The organism is Xanthomonas hortorum pv. cynarae, from assembly GCF_002939985.1.
Classification (GTDB): Bacteria; Pseudomonadota; Gammaproteobacteria; order Xanthomonadales; family Xanthomonadaceae; genus Xanthomonas; species Xanthomonas hortorum_D.
In genome coordinates this window covers 34,626-55,643 of record NZ_MDFM01000033.1, presented here as the reverse complement: position 1 = coordinate 55,643, position 21,018 = coordinate 34,626, and the positions used below count along the sequence as shown (strand labels likewise).

Genomic DNA, 21,018 nt, shown 5'->3' with positions numbered 1-21,018 from the left:
AACTGCTCACGGCTGATGTCACTGGGATAGCGTGCTCTCATCTCCATATGATCGGATATTTCGGGCAGACTTTGAACAGGTTCTTAGTGGATGAGTCATAAATGCAGAGTCCGAACAATGGCTGCGCTGCCGTTTCAGTCGCTCAAAGTCATGGCAACGACGTACCGATGCGGTAGCGTGGCTGGGGATTGGCGGAGAGCGGCACAGGGATGTGCCACGGCGGCGAGTCAGACAGGATGTCTGACCGAGCCGAATAGCCGATCCCCGGCCGCGCTGCCGCCGCTTGCCGAAGCCAGTAACTGACAAGCGGGTTGTACGCGGAGAAACCGTACCCTCACCTCAACCCCTCTCCCAGCGGGAGAGCCTTTAGGCGTCGGCGTCAGGCAAGACGTGACGCCGTTCGATGTAGGCTGGCCAACGCGCGCGTGGCGATGCCGCGCATCTGTTCGCTCAGCTTGTCGTTGTCCATGGCTTGCTGCCAGAACTGCTCGGCCATCCCGGCAGCGCGCCGCCATTGCGCGAACTGATCAACGCTAGGCGGTGGAATGTCGATATCCCGCTGCACGACTTCGCCACTGGATGCCGGCCGCAGTGCCATCGGCAGCATGTCGTACACCGGCGCAAGTTGCAGGGGCAGGGTGTCGGCAAGCACCAATGCCGCATTGCCCAGGTGCATGTCGGTGTTGCCGATAAGCGTGCCGAACCAACTGATCACTTCCAGGCGCTCGGCGTCTTCCGGGCTTAGCCAGCCATCGCGCTTGAGCAGTGGAGCAAGGGTCCGCCAGCTGCTGGTGTTCGCGTCGCCGTAAAAGGCAGCGAACAGCGACATCAGTGAGACGAACCCGCGCCGGCCCAATGCAGCAGTCCGATCGAAGCGTGTCGATTCGAGGAAGACGCGCCCGCCCGCCTGCAGCAGCTGCGTTGCCGCTGCAGGGATGCCGCCGGCAATCAGAATCTGGCTGGCCAACCACTCCATGTGTAAAAGATCCGCCCAACGCCGGCCTGTTGGCTGATCGGTCTGGTCGGAGAACTTGACGATCACGGGGCGATACGCGCCATCTTCTCCCAGCACTGCAGTGAACTTCGGCTGCTCGCCAGCGGCAGACGAGCCAACGGCCTCGCCGCGCAATGCAGCTTCGGCGCGGCTGAGATATTCATCGGGGCGCGCCTGCATGGCGATGCACTCAGGCTGTTCGATCGCCTCCAAAGCCAGAGCCAGCGCCCGCTCGCCGATCAGCAGGTCGCCAAGCTGGTCGTGACCATCCGACAGCATGGCCACCAGGTTGTCCCTGGGCGACCACAGCGCCAGGTTGTCCGGTAGGCGCAACGGCCCGGCGACACGGTGCGCCAGATTGCGCCCGAGAAATCCCTGGGGCCGTTGGTCGTCGATAAACCACGGCAGCGACGCGAACATGCCTGTGTCCAACGGCGGATGCAATAGAACGGGGTTGTCCTGCAAAAGGTCGACAAAGAAATGGTCGTTATGCAGCACCAACAGGTGGCCCAGTGGTACAACGCGGGCATTGTGATCGATTCGATAGAGCGGCCACATATGCTCGCCCCGCAACTCACCTGTGGCCGCGTAGCCGGTAGTGCGCGCCTTGCCATAACGCAGCACTGCAGGACCTGCACTTGCGACCAGGCGAGACAAGGTAGGGCGGCTCACGCCCAGGCGCGCCGCCAGATCGGCCCCACGCATGGGGCCGTTGATGCGTAGCGCGGCGATCAGCCGTTCGACTGCGTCGGGAGAAGGCATGGAGCGCAGATTCTGAAACGATATGTGAAACGATAGTAAGCCACTAGTGACTACCTAATCAATTGATATAAAAGAAATTTCAGTTCAGCGATAAGCGTCATTGACGTCGGTAGGTGAAACAATACCCCGGTGTGCCTGGCTATCTTCATGGTCACCACCGAGGATGGATACACACGCAACGGACCGGACATCAATCCGCACCGATATCGTGCCGGCACGTCGCAGCATCCATCGCGGTCGGGCTCAGCAAGACGGTTACCAAGCCGTGTGTCTGAGTTGCATCCAGCGTACGTGCGTGACAGCCGTGGGACGTGGCAGCACTGCCGCACGGCGCAATGCGGCACTGGGCGTGGCGCGCGATGCGCTCAACGTCAGTGCGACGCGTTGGTCGGCGAGACACATACGGCTTGCAGGCGCATCGCGACCGCCGCTGCAACGTTCCGTTGCCGATGAAACAGTGGCAACGGCGAAATGTGCGTGGTATCAATGCATCCCATGAACGCACCCCGCAGCCAGTTTTATTTTTGGTACTACGGTTTTCCGATGCCGCTGGCGGAGGACGGATTGCGCTCACCCTGAAGAAATCTTCAGCAGCATTCCCGAAAAGCCGCCAGCGCACACTGGCGGCTTTTTTGTTGCCGCCTCGCCTGGCATCCCTGATGCAACACGCCCACCGAGACACTGTTATGCCGCCTGTGACCGATGACCTGCGTATCCGCAAGATCGAAGCCCTCGCCCCGCCCTCCCAGCTGCTGTCGCTGCTGCCTTGCGACGACCGCGCCTCCGAGACCGTGACCAATTCGCGCGCTGCCCTGCACGAGATTCTGCATGGCCGCGACGACCGCCTGGCAGTGGTGATCGGGCCCTGCTCGATTCATGATCCGGTTGCGGCGATGGACTACGCGCACCGCCTGCGCCCACTGCGCGAGCAGTTTGGCGACGCGCTGGAGATCGTGATGCGGGTGTACTTCGAAAAGCCGCGCACCACCATCGGCTGGAAGGGCCTGATCAACGATCCGGACCTGGATGGCAGCTTCCAGATCAACAAGGGTCTGCGCGTTGCGCGCGGCCTGCTGCGCGACATCAACAACCTCGGCCTGCCGGCGGGCGTGGAATTTCTCGACATCATCTCGCCGCAGTACATCGCCGACCTGGTGGCTTGGGGCGCGATCGGCGCACGTACCACCGAAAGCCAGGTGCATCGCGAAATGGCCTCCGGCTTGTCGTGCCCGGTGGGCTTCAAGAACGGTACCGGTGGCGACGTCAAGATTGCGGTGGACGCAGTGGGTGCTGCCTCGCATCCGCACCATTTCCTGGCCGTGACCAAGGATGGCCACACTGCGGTGGCGGCGACGGCAGGTAATCCGGATTGCCACGTGATCCTGCGCGGCGGCAAGCAGCCCAACTTCGACGCGGCCAATGTGGAAGCGGCAAGCCAGGTGCTTACTAAATCCGGCTTGCCGGCGCGCCTGATGATCGACGCCAGCCACGCCAACAGCGGCAAGAATCCCGAAAACCAGCCCAAGGTCATCGACGACATCGCCAGGCAGCTGGAAGGCGGCGAGACGCGCGTCGTCGGCGTCATGGTGGAGAGTCATCTGGTTGGCGGACGTCAGGAACTGGTACCGGGCTGCGCACTCACCTACGGCCAGAGCATCACCGACGGTTGCCTGGATTGGGACGCCTCGGTACAGGTGCTGGAGCGCTTGGCGACGGCGGTGCGTGCACGTCGTGCGAGGCGCGTTGCCGAAGCTGCGTGATTGGTGAGAGCCCCTCTCCCGCCGAGAGAGGGGTTTGGGTGAGGGTGCGGGGCGAAGCCATACTTGGAATGAGATGCCATGAGGCTTCGCTCGTACCCTCATCCGGCGCTTCGCGCCACCTTCTCCCGAGGGGAGAAGGGATAAAGCCCCTCTCCTGCCGGGAGAGGGGTTGGGGGTGAGGGTACGGCGGAAGACAGCCATCTAAGATTGCATGCTTACAAACGACGCGGCGCACTCGCAAGGGCAACAGATTCAAAGCCCAGACCACTCGAGTGCGACTCATCAAAGCCCAGCATACTCAACTAGATGCTGTGCACTCTGCCCGGCACGACGATCAGGTGCACAGAGCGCGGCATGATCGGGCAGCTGCAACGCGCGCGATCACCCCAACATATCCCCCGTCTCCAACCACCGCTGATGCCATGACAGCGCTTCGGTCAACAGATGCGGGGTGTGCTTGCCGTAGCTGTCGCGATTGGCACGCGCTACATAATCTTCCAGTGCATCGCGATAACGCGGGTGCACGCAGTGATCGAGCAACTGGCGCGCGCGTTGTTTGGGCGTGAGCCCGCGCAGATCGGCCAGGCCTTGTTCGGTGACGATCACCGAGACGTCGTGTTCGGTGTGATCGACATGGCTGACCATCGGCACAATTGACGAGATGCTGCCGGCCTTGGCGATGCTGGGGCTCAAAAAAATGGACAGGAATCCATTGCGCGCAAAATCGCCGGAGCCACCGATGCCGTTCATGATGCGGCTGCCCATCACATGGGTGGAATTGACGTTGCCATACAGGTCGGCTTCGATCATGCCGTTCATGCCGATGCAGCCGAGCCGGCGCACCAGCTCCGGATGATTGGAGATCTCCTGCGTGCGCATGACGATGCGTTGCCGATAGAAATCGATATTGCGCTTGAACTCCTCGTTGCCTTCCGGGCTGAGCGCAAACCCGGTGCACGAGGCATAACGCAGCACGCCATCGCGCAGCAGCGCGAGCATGCCGTCCTGGATCACTTCGGTGAACGCTTCCAACTCACGAAAGCCGCTGCGTGCCAGCCCCGCCAGCACTGCATTGGGAATATTGCCCACGCCCGATTGCAGCGGCAGCAGACTGGCCGGCAGGCGGCCCTTGCTCACTTCATGGCGCAGGAACTCGATCAGGTGTTCGGCGATGCGTTCGCTGCTTGCATCGGCAGCGGCGAACGGGCTATTGCGGTGCGGGCCATGCGTGCGCACCACCGCCACGATCTTGTCCGGATCGCAGCGCAGGCTGGGCTCGCCGATGCGGTCGTCGCCATGCAACAGCGGGATCGGTTTGCGACGCGGCGGCAGCGCGGTGCCGTAGTAGACGTCGTGCATGCCGTCCAGACCGGCCGGCTGCCAATCGTTGACCTCGATGATCACTTTCTTGGCCAGGTCCAACCAGGTCTTGTTGTTGCCGATCGAGGTCGACGGCACCAGGCTGCCATCGGCGCGGATCGCCGAGACTTCCACCACCGCGGTGTCGATCTGCCCGTAGAAACCGAACCACACGTGCTGGGCGACATGGCTGAGATGGATGTCGATGTAGTCCAGGGTGCCGGCGTTGATGCGTTGGCGTGCATCCGGGTCGGACTGGAACGGCATGCGCATGGCGATGCCCTCGGCCTTGGCCAGCGCGCCATCGAGTTCCGGTGCGGTGGAGGCGCCGGTCATCAACTTGATCTGGAACGGTTGGCCCTGCAGATGCGCCGCTTCGATGCGCTGTGCCAGCGCCATCGGCACCGCCTTGGGGTAGCCGGAGCCGGTGAAGCCGCTCATCGCCACGGTCTCGCCGGGCTGGATCAAGGCGGCAGCGGCCTCGGCAGAAACCAGGCGTTCGCGCAGCGGCGCGTGCAGGATGCGTTCGTCGGACATGGGCAGCACAGCGGAAACGGGAGAAGCGCAATTATCGCCGCTGCACACCTTGATCGGGGCGCGACCTTGGTGGAATGAGCGAGCGCGACACCGGTCATGCGCATGTTCACGCCTCGCCGCCAGCGCAACCGCGATAGTGACGGCAGACTCATCACTGCCTGCGCCCATGCCCACACTTCGCGATCGCTTCCAGCGCTGGCCCCGGCCGTGGCGCATTGCAGTGGTCGTGCTGGTGGCGCTGTATGCGCTGTATCTGCTGGCCGGCAACCTGTTTCTCAACACGCCGCTGTTCGATGCCGTCACCAACCGGCAGCCGCATAAATTCATCATGCAGACCGGCCCCGCGCTCACTGTGTTTCCGGGCCAGATGATGGCCTGGAACGTGCGCATGCGCGGGCAGGCCAACCGCACCGTTTACGTGTTGCATGCCGATCGCGCCAACGCGCGCGTCGCCTTGCTGCCGTTGTTCCGGCGCGAGGTGCGCTTGCCTTGGTTGCACGCCACCGGCCTGAGCGCGGAAGTCGAAACCTCCGATAAACCCATTCCACCACCGCCACGCGGAGATCAGGGCTGGACGCTGCGCTTCGATGCGATCACCAGCAACAGCATCCGCAGTGCGCGCCTGGGCAAGTTGCTGATTGCAGGACAAGGCCATGCCACGGTCGGCTTTCTCAAGCAGCTCAAAGGTGGCCCGTCGGAGCTGTTTGCTTCCGAGGCGAGTTTTACCGATGCGGTGGTCAGCTACGACGGGGTGCAGGTGTTCAATGGCGCGCAGCTGGACACGCAATTCCAGTTTCCACGCCATTACCGCGATGAGGCTCCGGGCCTGCGCAAGCTCGGCATCACCCACGCGCGCCTGCAGCTGAAGGCCAGCACGGTGGCGTTGAAGATCGACACCGGCGCGCCGCACGTGGACATCCGCAGCGGGCCCTCGGCGGCGCGGGTGGAGGCCGACATCACGCTGGATCGCGGCGCATTGCAGCCTGGCAGCCATGCGGTCTGGCGGCTGCCGTTACTGGCGGGCGTTGGCGCGACCGATCGCGGCATGCTGGCGTTGCAACTGGATGTGGCGCGCGATATCCGCGTGCAGGCGCGGCTGCCGCGCGATGAAAAGACCGGCAGCGAGCTGCAGGCCGATCTGCGCCTCGCCGGCCGCGGCATTCCTTTCCAGGATCCGTCGCAGGTGTTGCCGCGATTGTCCGGGCAGGTACGTGGGCGTTGGAAGTTCGAATCCCTGAACTGGATTGCCGAGTTGTTCGTGCGCAAGCCGTGGTTCCAGCTCGAAGGCGGTGGCCTGGTCGAGGCCGATCTGCGTCTTGCGCAAGGCCGGCTCGCCAGTGGCAGCAGCCTGGAGATTCCGCGGGTGGAAGCCGTGGCGCAGGTGTTCGATACACGCCTGGCCGGTGTCGCCACCGCACACGGACGCATCGACGATGCCGCCACGCCGCAGGCGCATCTGGAGGTGAGCATTCCCACGTTCAAGGCCGCGCCGCGCGATGCGCCCAAACAGATCCTGCTGGATGGCCGCGATCTGCAGCTGGCCATGCATGGCGACGCCGAACTGGCGCGCCTGCGCGACACGCTCAAGGCGCAGCTGCGTTTCAGCGATGCGCGCGTGCCCGATCTCACCGTCTATAACCGCTATCTGCCGGGCAACAACGTGCGCCTGCTCGGCGGCAGCGGCAGCCTGACCGGCGATGTAGCGCTCAACGCCTCCGGCGAGGTCGGTAGCGGTCACGCGCATCTGCGCGGGCAGGGCGCACACCTTGCACTGGCCGGCGTGCAGATGCGCGGCGATGCCGAGTTGCAGGCGCAGCTGCAGCGCGCCGATTTCAAGAACAAGTTCTTCGACCTCAGCGGCACGCGTGTGCGCTTGCGCAATATGCGCGTAGGCGACGACAGCACGGATGCCAACTGGTGGGGGGAAATGCAGGTCGGCGCCGGCACCATCCAGGCCAGTGCGCCGTTCCAGGTGGATGCCGAAGCGGCGATTCGCATGCGCGATGTTGCGCCGCTGCTGTCGGTGTTTGCGCAACGCGCCGATTACCCGCGTTGGGTCTTGGGCTTGCTGGATTCGGGCGAGCTCGATGCCACCGGCCGGGTGCGTTGGCGCAAGCAGCAGGTGCTGATCGACGACCTGCATGCGGAGAATGCGCGCCTGTCGCTGCGTGCGCGCTTGGCCTTGAACGAGGAGCAGCGGCGCGGCGATCTGTATCTGCGCTGGGGCGTGCTGGGCGCCGGGATCGAACTCGATGGCAAGCAACGCCAATGGCATCTGGCCGGCGCACGCGAGTGGTACGACGCGCAACCGGGGCTGTTGCCGGCGGTGTCGAAGGCAAAGTAGGCGGCTGGTGTTTGAGGCCTTGCGTCGTGCGGCCAGCTTCGTCGTCGTCGCAGAGGCAGTGCGCGCACTGCCGCGCGTGTTGGACATCGAATGCGCACGGGCAGCCTGCTGGTGCCCAGCCGCAATCGCCGCTGCGCGCCGCACTCACGGCCTGCTTGGCACACTGCGCCACGCCGCGTGCGCGGTTTTCAGGAGCCTGCCGTCATGACGATGCCTGTTCGCGCCCGCTGGCGTGGGTTGCCCCGCGCGGTGCGTTGGCCTGTGCTGGCGCTGGTTGCGCTGTATGCAAGCTATTTGCTGCTCGGCAATCTGTTGCTCAACACACCGCTTGGGCCGGCAGCGCTCAACCGCAAGCCGGACAAATTCAGCATGCACTGGGGCCCTGCAGTGACCTGGTGGCCGGGGCGTCTGGTGCTGTGGAATGTGGACTTGCAAGGCCGCTCGACACGTAATAGCTGGAATGTCAGCGCGCAGCGCATGAGCGGGCAGGTGCGGCTGTTGCCGTTATTGCATCGGCAGCTGCTGGTGCCGGAGTTGCATGCATCCGGCGTGCGCGGTGGGATGCAGGCCGCTGCGCCGACACCCGGTGCTGCAGCGACGCAAGCGCCGGCGACAGCGCCGAGCACGCAGGTTGCCGCTGCTCCGGTGACTGGCGCAGTCGGCAGGCCAACGCCAGCGCAAGACAAGACATCTACATCAACGAGCAACGCAAAGGTCTCAGCCGGCACGCAGCCGCCCACGCAGATGACTGGCGCGCGCACCAGCACACCGCAATCCGCCCAGGTCGTCCAGGTCGTCCAGGTCTCTGAACCCCCGGCCAGCACCCTGCCGACTGCTCCGGCCTGGACCCTGCAGTTCGACCGCATCGTCGCCGACAACGTGCAGGCAGTGACGCTGCGCCAGCTGCACATCGAAGGCGATGGCCAACTGCAGCTGGGCGTGTTCAAACAATTGCGCGGCGGTCCGATGGAACTGTTTCCCTCGCGTGCGACCTTCGACAACGCACGGATGCGCTGGGATAACAGCGAAGTGCTGCGCAACGGCCAGCTGCGCATCGAAGCCAGCATCGCGCGGCATGCGCCCGAGCAAGCGCGTGGGCTTGCGCTGCTGCAACTCACCGACGCGCTGGTGGCGGTACATGGTGACACTGCCGCACTGGATGTGACACGCAATGCGCAGGGCCGCCACACGGTCGCCACGCGCGCCGGCAAAGGCCGCGTAGATGGCGAGTTGCGCTGGACGCGTGGCGCGCTGCAGCCCGGCAGCCAGCTGCAATGGCGCGCGCCGTTGCACGACAGCACGCGTATGCCGGCTGCCTTGCTTGGCGAACTGACCGCGCAACTGCAGGTCGATCAGGACATGCGCTTGCAAGTGCGCATGCCCGAGCCGGCCGATGCCGGGCTGACGCTGGATGCGGATCTGCGCGTGCAAGGCCGGCAGCTGCCGCTGCAATCCATGCGCAGCCTGTTGCCGCGTACCTCCGGGCATGCGCGGCTGCACTGGGAACTGGCATCGCTGAGCTGGATTCCGGCGCTGTTTCCGGATGTGGACTGGCTGACGCTGGAGGGCGACGGCCTGGTGGATGCCGATCTGCGGATCGAGCGCGGCCAACTCGGCGCCGGCAGTCGTCTGCAGGTGCCGCATGTGCGTGCGCATGTCGGCGTGATGGGGCATGCGATCGATGGGCAAGCCAGTGCCGATCTGCGTGTGGACGCCGATGCCAACGGACAGTTGCTGCCTGCCCTTGTATTGCAGATGCAGCAGTTTTCGATTGCGCACAGCGATGCGCCTGCGCGCCCGTTCGTGCAGGGCCGCGATCTGCGTCTGGATCTGCAAACGCGTGCCGATGCACGCAATCTGGCGACGTTGCGCGATGTCACACGCGCGCATCTTGTGTTCGTCAATGCGCGCGTGCCGGATCTGCGTGCCTACAACCGCTATCTGCCGCAGCAGCAACTGCGTTTCGATGGCGGCAACGGTGTGCTCAGTGGCGATCTGCAGATCGAACCCGGTGGGCGTATCGGCAAGGGCGGCCTGCGTATCGGTGCACGTGCGGCGCGGCTGCAGTTTGCCGGCCTGGCACTGCGTGGCGATGTGGATGCGGATCTGCGTCTGCAGCGCGGCGATCTGCGTGCAGAAAATTTCCGCCTCGATGCCAGCACCATCCAGTTGCGCAATATCGGATTCACAGGCCCGGATGGACAACGTCGCGATGGCTGGTGGGCGCGCATCGTGCTGGAAGACACGCACATGCAATGGCGCAAGCCGATCGGTGTGGATGGGCGCGTGCGCATCCAGGTGCGCGATCTGGCATTCCTGATGTCGCTGTACGCGCGCGATCGCTCGATTCCGAACTGGATGCTGCGGCTGGTGGATGCGGGGCAGGCGCAAGTGACCGGTCGCGTGCATTGGCAGGACGACACCGTCATCGTCGATCGGTTGCAGGCACGCAACGAACGCTTTCAGATGGATGCACGATTGCGTTTGCAGGGCACCCAACGCAGCGGCAGCCTGCTTGCCCGCTGGGGGATGTTGAGCGCGGCGGTTGGCCTGCGCGGCGACACGCCGGAATGGCATCTGCTGCGCGCACCTGAGTGGTATCAGGCCCAGCCCGATCTGCTGCGCTGAGGGCACTGCGCGGCAAGACGGTGTGAAGGAAAAGCGCCAGTTCTGTACTGCCAAGTATTGTTTTGCAGTGCAGCGTGCAAGTGGCGTTCGGGGCGCGCACTATGATCCTGCATCCCGACGTGGGGGAGGGAGCAAAGCCCGCTGGCAGTTCGCTGCAAGCGGGCTTTTTTATTGCCTGAGGTTTGGCGCGTCAAGTCACCGCCACCTGTGCTCAGCGGGAAAAACGCCTGAAGTCAGCCGGCTGGCAGGCCAGCCAGCCATGCCTTGCAATGGGCAGCATCGGCCGGCCACCGGAAGCCAGTGAGATAGGCCGGCCCGGAGCGCGCGGCTGCACGCGCCGCCGGCATCCGATAGAATGAGATCAATTCTCATTTATCGCCTGACGCCTCGCGGTCCGGGCTCAGCCGTTCAGGAGGTCATCGTGTCGGTCACGCAAGGCGCGCTTCATCAACAGGTGGAGCGCCTGTACACCGACCACCATGGCTGGCTGCAGGGCTGGCTGCGGCGCAAGCTGGGCGATGCGTTCGTGGCCGCCGACCTGGCGCAGGACACCTTCATCAGCGTGATCAATGCCGGTGCGGCCGCCGAGATCCGCGAGCCACGGCCGTTCCTGGCCACCATCGCGCGCCGGCTGATGGCGCACCGGCAGCGCCGCAAGCTGCTGGAAACCAGTTACCTGGAAATGCTGGCGGCGCTGCCGGAGGAAGTGGCGCCGTCGCCGGAGCTGCAACTGTTGGCGCTGGAAGCGGTGCAGCAGCTGGACCAGGCGCTGGACGGCCTGCCGCCCAAGGTGAAAGAAGCCTTTTTGCTGGCCCATCTGCAGGAGCTGAGCTACGCGCAGATCGCGCAGCGGCTGGGCGTGTCCAGCAGCTCGGTCAAGCAGTACCTCACGCGTGCCAACCGGCATTGCCTGTTCGCGCTCTCGGCGTGACTCGCGCAGATGGGTGATGCCGCGTCCCGCAGCGCGCAGTCCCTTGGCGCCCAGCGGCCACTGCTGGCCGGCGGGCAACCGATCAGTGCGCAGGTCGCCGATGCGGCAGCCGAGTGGCTGACGCTGCTGATGTCCGGCAGCGCCAGCCAGGCGCAGCTGCAGCAATGGCAGCAGTGGCGCGATGCGCATCCGGATCATGCGCGGGCATGGGCGCATATCGAATCGGTGACCGGGCGGCTGAAGACGCTGACGCCGCAGGCGGCGTATCGCAGCCTGTCGCCGTATGCCGGTAACAACGGCCAGGCATCGCCGGGGCGGCGCAAGGCACTGAATCTGCTGCTGTGGGGCGGGGTGGCCGGGGCCACCGGCGTTCTGGTCTCGCGCACCGAGCCTTGGCAGCGCGCCACCGCCGATTACGCCACCGCCACCGGTGAGCGTCGCCAGTTGCAGCTGCAAGACGGCAGCCGCGTCACGCTCAACACGCGCAGCGCTATCGATGTGCGTTTCGATGCGCACCAGCGGCTGCTGCAGGTGCTGGCCGGCGAAATCATGGTGACCACCGCGCATGCGCTGGGCGCCGGCCACGATGCGCGACCCTTTGTGGTGCGCACTGCGCAAGGCGATATCCATGCGCTGGGCACGCGCTTTTGCGTGCGCCAGGACGAGGGCGATACGCAGGTGAGCGTGCTGGAAAGTGCGGTGGAGGTGCGGCCGCATGCGGCGGAAAACGCGTCTGGGCGCGTACATGCGGGAGAGCAGTGTCGTTTTACCTCCGAGGCGCTCGGCGCCATCGCTCCAGTCGATGCGCAGGCGGCGGCCTGGGTACGCGGCCAGTTGATCGCCGACGAATTGCGTCTGGATGCCTTCATCGCCGAACTGGGCCGGTATCGCTCCGGGCTGCTGCGCTGCGACCCGCAGGTGGGTGCGCTGCGCGTCTCCGGCGTCTTTCCGCTGGACGACACCGAGCGCATCCTGGCGATGCTGCCCAGCGTGCTGCCGGTGCGGGTGAGCCGGCGCAGCCGGTATTGGGTGACGGTGCAGGCGGCCGGGCAGGGCTGAGGCGCTGCCAGGCGGCACGTCGACGAAAAAAGTTTGCTGCCGGTCTGCCCGATCGCCGCAGTTGCGGCACCTCCACAATGACGGTGTCAGTGCGACACCAACATCTTGTGGAAACAGCATGTCGATCACTGCCCGCCGCGGCCAACGTTTTTCTTCTCCGTTTCAGCGCATCGCCTCGTTGCAGGCAACACAGCGGCCCATCAGCACGGCAGTTGCGATTGCGCTGTGCAGTCTGGCGCTGTGTGCAGGCATGCCCGATGCAATGGCGCAAAACGCAGCCGCCACGCAGGATGTGCGGCAGAGTTATCGCATTCCCGCCGGCCCGCTGGCACCGGCGCTGCGCAATCTGGCCGGTTCGGCCAACCTGTTGCTGAGCTTCACCGCCGCGCAGACCGACGGCAAGACCACCGCCGGGCTGGATGGCAGCTACACCGCACCGGCGGCGTTGGCGGCGTTGTTGGCCGGTAGCGGCTTGCAGGCGGTGCCGTTGGAGACCGGCGGCTATGTATTGCGCGCCGCGCCACGGGTGAGCGCGACCAGGAGCGAGGTGGATGCGTGGTTGCTGCCGACCGTCAAGGTGACCGCGCAGGCCAACCGCAGTGCGGCCACCAGCGGCACCGGCAGCTATACCGCGCGTGCGGTGAGCATCGGCCGCGGCGAGCAATCGCTCAAGGACATCCCGCAGTCGATCAGCGTGGTCACCCGCCAGTTGATGGACGAACAGAACATCACCTCGGTCTACGACGCGCTGGCCAGCACCACCGGCATCACCATCGTGCAGAGCCCGCAGGGCGGCAAGTACATCTATTCGCGCGGGTTCGACATCACCACGGTGCAGTACGACGGCGTGCCGCTCAATCGCGGCATGTACGGCCGGGCCAGCAATTACAGCGACAACATGGGCATCTACGATCGCGCCGAAGTGCTGCGCGGTGCGGCCGGCCTGCTGCAGGGCGCGGGCAATCCCGGTGGTGCGGTGAACCTGGTGCGCAAGCGCCCGCTCGATGTGCCGGGCGTGAGCGTGATGGTGCAGGGCGGCACGTGGGATCGCTACGGCGCGCTGATCGATGGCAGCGCCAACCTCACCGCCGATGGCGCGTTGCGCGCGCGTGGGGTGATCGACTATCAGGACCAGGGCTCGTTCGTGGATGGCGTCACGCGCCGCACGCCTACCTACTACGGCACGCTCGACTACGCGTTCTCGCCGCAGACCCAGCTCAGCCTGGGCATGAGCTACGAACAGGTCGAAGGCCGGCCGTTCTTCGGCGGCTTGCCCAGCTTTACCGATGGCCGCGATATCGGCCTGCCGCGCGAGACCAATCTGGGCGCGCAGTGGAACCGGCAGTCCTCGTCCAATCGCGGGCTGTATCTGGATCTGGATCATCGCTTCAATGACGATTGGGTGTTCAAGCTCAGTGCGGTGCAGGTGCGCGAGCTGCACGATCTGAAATACGCCAGCTCCAGCCGTGCGATCAATCCGGCCAACGGCACCGGCGCCTTGTTGGCGGCACGCACCATCTCCGATACGGATGCGTTCGGCTTCGATGCCAATGTGATCGGGCATTTCAGCGCGCTGGGCCGCCGGCATGAGCTGGTACTGGGCAGCAATTTCGCCGAGAACACGGTCGACACCGTCTACGGCACCAAGAACAACTTCCAGACCTTCAACGTGTTCGATCTGCAGCGCAATGTGCGGGCGATCAGCGATGACGAAATTTTTGCCAATGCGCGCGAGGCACGGCATGGCACCTCGCGCGAGTTCGGCCTGTACGGCGCGTTGCGCTGGCAGTTGAGCGACCCGCTCAAAGCCATCGTCGGCACCCGCGTGAGTTGGCACGACACCCAGTGGAACACCACCACCACCGGGCTGTCGCCGTCGCAATCGATCGAGCACACCCGCGAGACCGGGCAGGTCACGCCATATGCCGGCCTGGTGTATGCGTTGAGCCCGACCTGGTCGGCCTATGCCAGTTATGCGGACATCTTTCAGCCGCAGAACGCGCAGACCGAAGCCGGCGACATGCTCAAGCCGATGACCGGCGCCAACTACGAGCTGGGCATCAAGGGCGAGTGGCTGGATGGCCGCATCAACACCGCCTTTGCGTTGTTCCAGATCGAGCAGAAGAACCGCGCGCAGGCCGACTTGACCACCAGCCCCACCTGCCGCAACAACGACTTCTGTTACATCGACAGCGGCAAGGTGCGCAGCCGCGGCTTCGACGCCGAAGTGAGCGGGGAGGTGCTGCGCGACTGGAATGTGTTTGCCGGTTACACCTTCAACCGTACGACGTATCTGCAGGATGTCACCAGCCAGGGACAGGCTTTCAACAGCTATACGCCCAAGCATTTGTTGCGTGTGTGGACGACGTATCGGTTGCCGGGCGTGTTGCAGGATGTGACCGTTGGGGGCGGCGTCAGTGCGCAGAGTGCGGCGTATCGGCAGATCGGCACTGCCATCGCGCCGATCGAAGGACGTGCGGTGTGGAATGCATTGGCGCGCTATCAGGTCAACCGGCAGTGGTCGCTGGCGGTCAACCTCAACAACGTGTTCGACAAGCAGTACTACAACACGCTGTCCAGCTTCGTTAACGGCCGCTATTACGGCGAACCACGCAATGTGATGGTGACCCTGCGCGGCGCGCTGTAATGCAGGCATCGGCAATGAGATGGTGCGTGGCGATGGCCGCATGAAGGAGGGGTTTCGCCAAAGCATGGCGTGGCTGCACACCTGGTGCGGCCTCACCTGCGGCTGGTTGCTGTGCGCGATTTTCTTGACCGGCACGCTCAGCGTGTTTCGCGACCCGATCACCCGCTGGATGCAGGCCACGCCTGCCTTGCCGAGTGCGAGCACGCACGCGGCGTTGCCGGAACAAGCGCTGGTACCGCGTGCATTGGCACAGCTGCGTCAGCTCGCGCCGCAGGCACGCCTGTGGCGGATCACCTTGCCTGCGCATCCAGGTGAGGCGCTGACGCTGTTCTGGCGTACGCCGGATGGCCAGGGCCAGGCCTCACTGGATCCCGGTAGCGGCGAAGTCTTGCCGTCGCCGTGGGGCCGGCAGACCGAAGGCGGCCGGCATTTCATGAGCTTCCACTACACCTTGCACGGCGGCATTCCCGGCTATTGGCTGGTGGGCTGGGTGTCGATGTGCGGGCTGATCGCGCTGGTGTCCGGGGTGATCGTGCATAAGCGGATCTTTCTGGATTTTTTCACCTTTCGCCCCGGCAAGGGCCAGCGCTCGTGGCTGGACGCGCATAACGCCACCGCGGTACTGACGCTGCCGTTTCTGCTGATGATCGTCTACACCGGGCTGGCGTATTTCTACACCAGCTACATGCCCGCGCCCTTGCAGGCGGTATATGGCAGCGATGAGGACGCGTACACGCGGTATGCCGATGATCTGTCACCGGCGTCGCCTGTTACAGGTGCCGACGCCACTGCGCTGAACAGCGTGCCTGCCTATCTGCCGGAGTTGGTGCAGCGCGCTGCGGTACTCAACGGCGCGCCTGCACAAACGCTGGTGATCGAGCGCCCGGATCAACCCGGCAGCAAGCTGCGCGTGATTGCGCATATGGCCGATACCGGCAGCTCGCGGCGTCTGCTCAATCCACCCGGCAGCGTGGTGTTCGATGCGAATAGCGGCGCGGTGCTGGAGCAGCATGCAGACGCCTCACGTACCGACGTGCGCGCGCAGGATGTGGAAGAGGTCATCAAGACCTTGCACGTGGCCGGTTTTGGCGGCTGGACCAGCAAGTGGCTGTATTTCACCTGCGGCCTGGCCGGCACCTTGATGATGGCGACCGGCACGCTGCTGTTTTCGATCAAGCGGCGTCGGCGCAGCGAGCAGGAGTTCGGTGCGGCCACTGCCGGCATCTATCGGGTGGTGGAAGCGCTCAATGTCGCCGCGCTTGCGGGAACCGCATTGGCGAGCATTGCGTATTTCTATGCCAACCGCTTGGTGCCGGCTGCGCAGGCCGAGCGCAGCCAGACAGAAATTCATGCGTTCCTGTGGGTGTGGATGGCCACGCTGCTGCATGCGCTGCTGCGCCCGCCTGCACGTGCATGGGTGGAGCAATTGGCGGTCACCGCGCTGCTGTGTGTTGGTTTGCCGCTGCTCAATGCGCTGACGACCGGGCAACACGTTGGCGTGTATCTGGCTGCCGGCGATCTGCAACGTGCCGGGGTCGAGCTGGTCTCGCTCGCCTTTGCTGTGGCATTTGCGTACGCCTCATATCGCGCGCATCGCAGTGCCATGCGGCCTGCGCCGGTGCGGGCCAAACGAGGCGCCACTGCCGCGAGGGATGCGTTGTGAATCGTGCCTCCAGCACTGCATCGGTAACGCGTGATCGCTGGTCAGTCGCCGGTCGCGTGCTGGCCGCCAGTGTCGGTGGCTATGCACTCACCTCCATCGGCTGCAGCGTGCTGGCGCAGCTGCTGACCCGGTTCGCCGACGTCTCGCCAGCGGTGGCGGTACTGAGCACGACGTTACTCAGCTTCGTCATCTACACCGTCGTGGTGTTATGGATGTTCCGCGCGCGCAATGCGTTGCGCATGTGGTTGTGGCTGGGCATGTGCCTGGGAGTGCTGGCTTGCACTAACTGGCTACTGCGGAGCACGCCATGGGTGGGCTGATCACCGCGCTGCTGGGCACCGCGCTATGCCATGCCGCAATGATGGCGTTGGCGCTCGCGATGCATCGCCATTACGAGCAGCTGACCGGGCGTCGCACTGCACCAGTCACACAGCGATGGCTGCTGTGCTTGATCGGTACCTGCCTGTTGTTTGCAGCGCTTGTGCTGTGCGTACTCGGTTGGGGCGGCACGGTGGGAACGATGTTGTGGTTGGGGTTTCTCAGCGTGGGCGCGCTGTTGGTGGCGCTGGGCCTGGCGTACGCGCCGCGCTGGAGCGCATGGCTGGCGTTGCTGCTGGGCTGCGCGGCGTGTGTAGTGATTGGCTGGCGCGCGCAGTAGGTGGTGCGGCGTTCGCTGACCAGTGAAGTGAGGTCGGCAATGGCAGTGACGTTGCTCGCATCAAAACGAGCCGACGCTCTCCACTGGTCCTTGCCCGCCCACCGTCGCGGGACCTTACGCGGCATGGATGCCGCGTAAGAGCCTACATGGACGTACTTGCGGCGTGTCCCGCGATGGTGGGCGGGCAAGGGCCTTGCAGCCAGGCCGCAGATCAGCCGCTCTAAACCAGACGCATCCGCACCGTTTAATTACCTCTCAAGGCGACCGAGTGCTTGAACTTCAGCGCAGTTGGGATGTTCTCAAGCCGAAGTCGTCGAGGGCGCGATGCCCTCACCGCTAGCGGGACACGCCGTGAATCCGTCCGTGGAGGCTCGGTGGCGGCATCCATGCCGCCACACGGTCCCGCAAGCGGCGAGGACACCGCACCAGAGAGTTGCCCGGCTGCTTTCTTAAAAGCTTTTTCCGTCGCTCGGTCTGTGTGAGGAACATGACCGAACGCGTCGGTATCCAAATAACGCACGTCGTGCACTGCTTGCGCCATGCACACCGACACTCCCGAACTGGTCCTTGCCTGCCCACCGTCGCGTAAGAGCCTACACGGACGTACTTGCGGCGTGTCCTGCGATGGTGGGCGGGCAAGGGCCCTGCACGGAAGCCACAGAGCACATGTGTTGCAGTTGTGTTGGCTGCTCTAAACACAGCCGGATCAATCGCAGACACGTGCCGCCATCACGCAGGGATGCCAGAATCCATGTATGTCGCCGCCCATCGTCTCCGTGTCTCCTGCGCTCACCGCTCTGATCGAGCGGGCCGTAGCGCGCGTCCGTCATGCTCTGCCTGCCGACCAGTCCTGGCCGGGCGATGACGTCGACCAGCGGCTCGAAAAAGTCGCGCTCGCCAGCGAGTTTGCACTCGATACCCTGGCGCGCCAGCCGGCGTTGCTGCAGTACCTGGCGCAGCCCGATCCGCCACCGTTGCCACTGCCGCTGCTCGATCCCGCACAACCCCAAACCTGGCCGGCGCAGTTGCGGCGCTACCGCAGCGCAGAATCCACACGGCTGGTGTGGCGCGATGTGCTTGAGCTGGACAGCGTGGACGACACCCTGGCCGGCGCAACCCGGCTGGCCGAAACCTGCCTGCAATGCGGGCTGCAGGCACTGGAGCAGCAATTCCGCGACCGCCACGGCCAGGTGATTGCCGAAGACGGCAGCGTGCAGCGGCTGGTGGTGTTCGGGCTGGGCAAGCTCGGTGGTGGCGAGCTGAATTTCTCCTCGGATGTGGACCTGGTCTACGCATATCCGCAGAGCGGCCAATCCGATGGCGCGCGTCCGCTGGCCGCCGAGGAATATTTTGCACGTCTGGGCCAGCAGCTGGCCAAGCTGCTCGACGAAACCACTGCCGATGGTTTCAGCCATCGCGTGGATCTGCGTTTGCGCCCGTTCGGCACGGCCGGGCGGGTGGCGTTGTCGTTCACCGGCATGGACCACTATTTTCAGCGCGAAGGCCGCGATTGGGAACGTTATGCCTGGCTCAAGGCGCGTGCGGTGGCCGGCGATATGGCGGCCGGCGAAGCCTGGCTGGAAACGCTGCGGCCCTTCGTTTACCGACGCTATCTGGACTTCACTGCACTGGATGGCTTGCGTGACATGAAGGCGGCGATCACCGCCGAAGTGGCGCGGCACGATCGACTGGACGACATCAAGCGCGGACCGGGCGGCATCCGCGAGATCGAGTTTCTTGCGCAATCGTTGCAGCTGATTCGCGGCGGGCGCGAACCGACTCTCCGTGAGCGCCGCCTGTTGCCTGCATTGCGGGCGCTGGTCGCCGCGGGTCAGATGGATGCCGACAATGGCGATGCCTTGATCGAGGCGTATCGCTTCCTGCGCCGGCTCGAAAATCGTCTGCAGATGCTGCGCGATGCACAGACGCATGCCTTGCCGCAGGCAGCGCTGGATCGCGAACGTATTGCGTTGGGCCTGGGTTACGCGGATTGGTCGGCATTGCTGCAGGCACTGGCCCCGCAACGCGCGCGCGTGGCCGCCGAATTTGCCGAGCTACTGGCACCACGCGTCCATGCCACCGCGCCCGATGCGCTTGCCGATTATTGGCGCGCGTTACCGGAAGGCGATGCCGCGCCGTTGGCAGGCATCGGCTTGCACGATCCAGCCGGCGCGCATCAGGTGCTGGTCGATTTTGCGCAGTCCTCCGGCGTGCGTGCGCTCTCCGATACTGCCGGCGCGCGGCTCGACCGCGTGATGCCGGCGCTGCTGCATGCGGCCACACGCGCCAGCCAGCCCGATGCCGCCGTGCGCCGCATGCTCGGCCTGTTGCAGGCCACCTTGCGCCGCACCAGCTATCTGGCGCTGCTGGACGAACAACCCAGCGCGCTCGCACGCCTGGTCGATGTGCTCTCGCGCAGCGCCTTGCTGGCCGAGCGCCTGGCGGCGCATCCGTTGTTGCTGGACGAATTGCTCGACACCCGCATCAGCGGTCCGTTGCCCGACCGCGCCGCATTGCATACCGCATGCGTCGACACCTTGCAGATCGACGATACCGAAGCGGCCTTGCGCGAACTCAACGAGCGCCGGCTCGCGTTGAACTTCCGCATTGCACTGGCCACGCTCGATGGTCGCCAACAACCCGTGGACAGTACCCAGCAACTGGCCTGGCTTGCCGAGGCCGTGGTGCAGACGGTGTTGCAACTGGCGCGCCGCGAATTGGTCGCCGCGCATGGGCAGGTGCCTGGCGGCGCGTTCGCCATCATCGGCTATGGCAGTCTGGGCGGCCTGGAGCTGGGCTTCGGCTCGGATCTGGATCTGGTGTTTCTCTACGATCACCCAAGCGAGGTGGAAGCCTCCGATGGCAAGCGACCGCTGGAAGCCGGGCGCTGGTTTGCGCGGCTTGCGCAGAAGGTGATGACATTGCTGGGCGCCGAAACCGGCGCCGGCCGTCTCTACGACATCGATGTGCGGCTGCGCCCGGACGGCGGCAAGGGCGCGTTGGTGTCCTCGCTCGCCAGCTATCGCGACTATCAACGTGATCGTGCCTGGACCTGGGAGCATCAGGCGCTGGTGCGCGCGCGTGCGGTGGCTGGCGATGCCGCGCTTTGCGAAGCGTTCGTGCAGGTGCGTCGCGAGACGCTGACACGCGTGCGCGACCCCGCACTGCTGCACGAGGACGTGCGCAAGATGCGTGCGCGCATGCGCAGCGAACTGGATCGCAGCGATGCCGGGCGACTGGATCTCAAGCAAGGCGCCGGCGGGTTGGTCGATCTGGAATTCCTGTTGCAGGCCGGCGTGCTCGGCCAGGCCGCAGAGCATCCCGCGGTGTTGCTGGCCTGCGCCACGCCCGCGTTGATCGACGCGCTGGTGCAGGTGCAGTGGCTACCGGCCGAGACTGCAGCGCCGTTGCATCACGCCCACGCCACGTTGGTGGAGGCGGGCCTGAGTTGCACGTTGGACCGTCGGCCACGTTTGATCGCGCCGACGCCGGCGATCCAGGACGCAAGGCGCAGCATTTTCAATGCCGCGCGTGCGCAAAGGCTGGAGTTCCCGCTCGGAAAGGATGAGGCGTCGTTGTAGCGTTGATCGGTCAGCGGTGCGCGTTGCGATGCGATGCGAATTGCAGCATGCAGATCGGGTTGGCAGATACGTTGCTGCATTGGAATTACATGCAT

General features: G+C 65.0%; 11 protein-coding genes and 2 pseudogenes. 11 read left to right on the top strand and 2 right to left on the bottom strand.

Translation table 11 applies throughout. The annotated features are described in order from the left end of the window. Positions 1–379: 379 nt before the first annotated feature. Positions 380–1,756 carry a type II toxin-antitoxin system HipA family toxin YjjJ gene (yjjJ, locus tag XcyCFBP4188_RS18820; protein WP_104592620.1) on the bottom strand — a complete coding sequence of 459 codons (1,377 nt, stop codon included), beginning with the start codon at positions 1,754–1,756 and terminating at the stop codon, positions 380–382. 686 nt (positions 1,757–2,442) lie between these two features. On the opposite strand from yjjJ, the gene XcyCFBP4188_RS18815 reads away from it, so the two are divergent. Next, complete coding sequence (locus tag XcyCFBP4188_RS18815; protein ID WP_043888949.1) at positions 2,443–3,516, top strand: 3-deoxy-7-phosphoheptulonate synthase; 1,074 nt, start codon at positions 2,443–2,445, stop codon at positions 3,514–3,516. Between the two features lie 381 nt (positions 3,517–3,897). On the opposite strand, the gene scpC is transcribed toward XcyCFBP4188_RS18815, so the two are convergent. Beyond that, positions 3,898–5,412 carry a succinyl-CoA:acetate CoA-transferase ScpC gene (gene scpC, locus XcyCFBP4188_RS18810; protein WP_104592619.1) on the bottom strand — a complete coding sequence of 505 codons (1,515 nt, stop codon included), beginning with the start codon at positions 5,410–5,412 and terminating at the stop codon, positions 3,898–3,900. Between the two features lie 166 nt (positions 5,413–5,578). On the opposite strand from scpC, the gene XcyCFBP4188_RS18805 reads away from it, so the two are divergent. From XcyCFBP4188_RS18805 to glnE, 10 genes and pseudogenes are all read left to right on the top strand, one after another. Then, a complete protein-coding gene (locus XcyCFBP4188_RS18805; RefSeq protein ID WP_046932635.1) occupies positions 5,579–7,756 on the top strand; it encodes a translocation/assembly module TamB domain-containing protein in 2,178 nt (725 codons plus the stop codon). Between the two features lie 204 nt (positions 7,757–7,960). Next, a pseudogene (locus tag XcyCFBP4188_RS23790) lies at positions 7,961–8,375 on the top strand (hypothetical protein); the annotation flags it as partial. A gap of 218 nt (positions 8,376–8,593) precedes the next feature. Next, positions 8,594–10,384, top strand: a pseudogene (locus XcyCFBP4188_RS18800) (hypothetical protein); the annotation flags it as partial. 421 nt (positions 10,385–10,805) lie between these two features. After that, entirely contained in the window at positions 10,806–11,315 is a 510-nt protein-coding gene (locus tag XcyCFBP4188_RS18795) for a sigma-70 family RNA polymerase sigma factor (protein ID WP_043909174.1), read from the top strand. A 9-nt stretch (positions 11,316–11,324) separates the two neighbouring features. Then, positions 11,325–12,374, top strand: coding sequence for a FecR domain-containing protein (locus XcyCFBP4188_RS18790; RefSeq protein WP_006450964.1), 1,050 nt, complete (start codon positions 11,325–11,327; stop codon positions 12,372–12,374). Between the two features lie 118 nt (positions 12,375–12,492). Further along, positions 12,493–15,021: a TonB-dependent siderophore receptor gene (locus XcyCFBP4188_RS18785; RefSeq protein ID WP_248283114.1), complete on the top strand. Its 2,529-nt coding sequence runs from the start codon at positions 12,493–12,495 to the stop codon at positions 15,019–15,021. Between the two features lie 40 nt (positions 15,022–15,061). Continuing rightward, the gene (locus XcyCFBP4188_RS18780) at positions 15,062–16,684 is read left to right on the top strand and encodes a PepSY-associated TM helix domain-containing protein (RefSeq protein WP_104592622.1); all 1,623 of its coding nucleotides are present in this window, start codon (positions 15,062–15,064) and stop codon (positions 16,682–16,684) included. Then, positions 16,681–17,004, top strand: coding sequence for a hypothetical protein (locus XcyCFBP4188_RS18775; RefSeq protein ID WP_167393570.1), 324 nt, complete (start codon positions 16,681–16,683; stop codon positions 17,002–17,004). Before XcyCFBP4188_RS18780 ends, XcyCFBP4188_RS18775 begins: the two co-directional genes overlap by 4 nt. Further along, complete coding sequence (locus XcyCFBP4188_RS18770; protein ID WP_074058372.1) at positions 16,992–17,342, top strand: DUF3325 domain-containing protein; 351 nt, start codon at positions 16,992–16,994, stop codon at positions 17,340–17,342. The genes XcyCFBP4188_RS18775 and XcyCFBP4188_RS18770 overlap by 13 nt, the downstream gene beginning before the upstream one ends. A gap of 755 nt (positions 17,343–18,097) precedes the next feature. Next, positions 18,098–20,923 carry a bifunctional [glutamate--ammonia ligase]-adenylyl-L-tyrosine phosphorylase/[glutamate--ammonia-ligase] adenylyltransferase gene (gene glnE, locus XcyCFBP4188_RS18765; protein ID WP_104592616.1) on the top strand — a complete coding sequence of 942 codons (2,826 nt, stop codon included), beginning with the start codon at positions 18,098–18,100 and terminating at the stop codon, positions 20,921–20,923. The last annotated feature ends 95 nt before the right edge of the window (positions 20,924–21,018 follow it).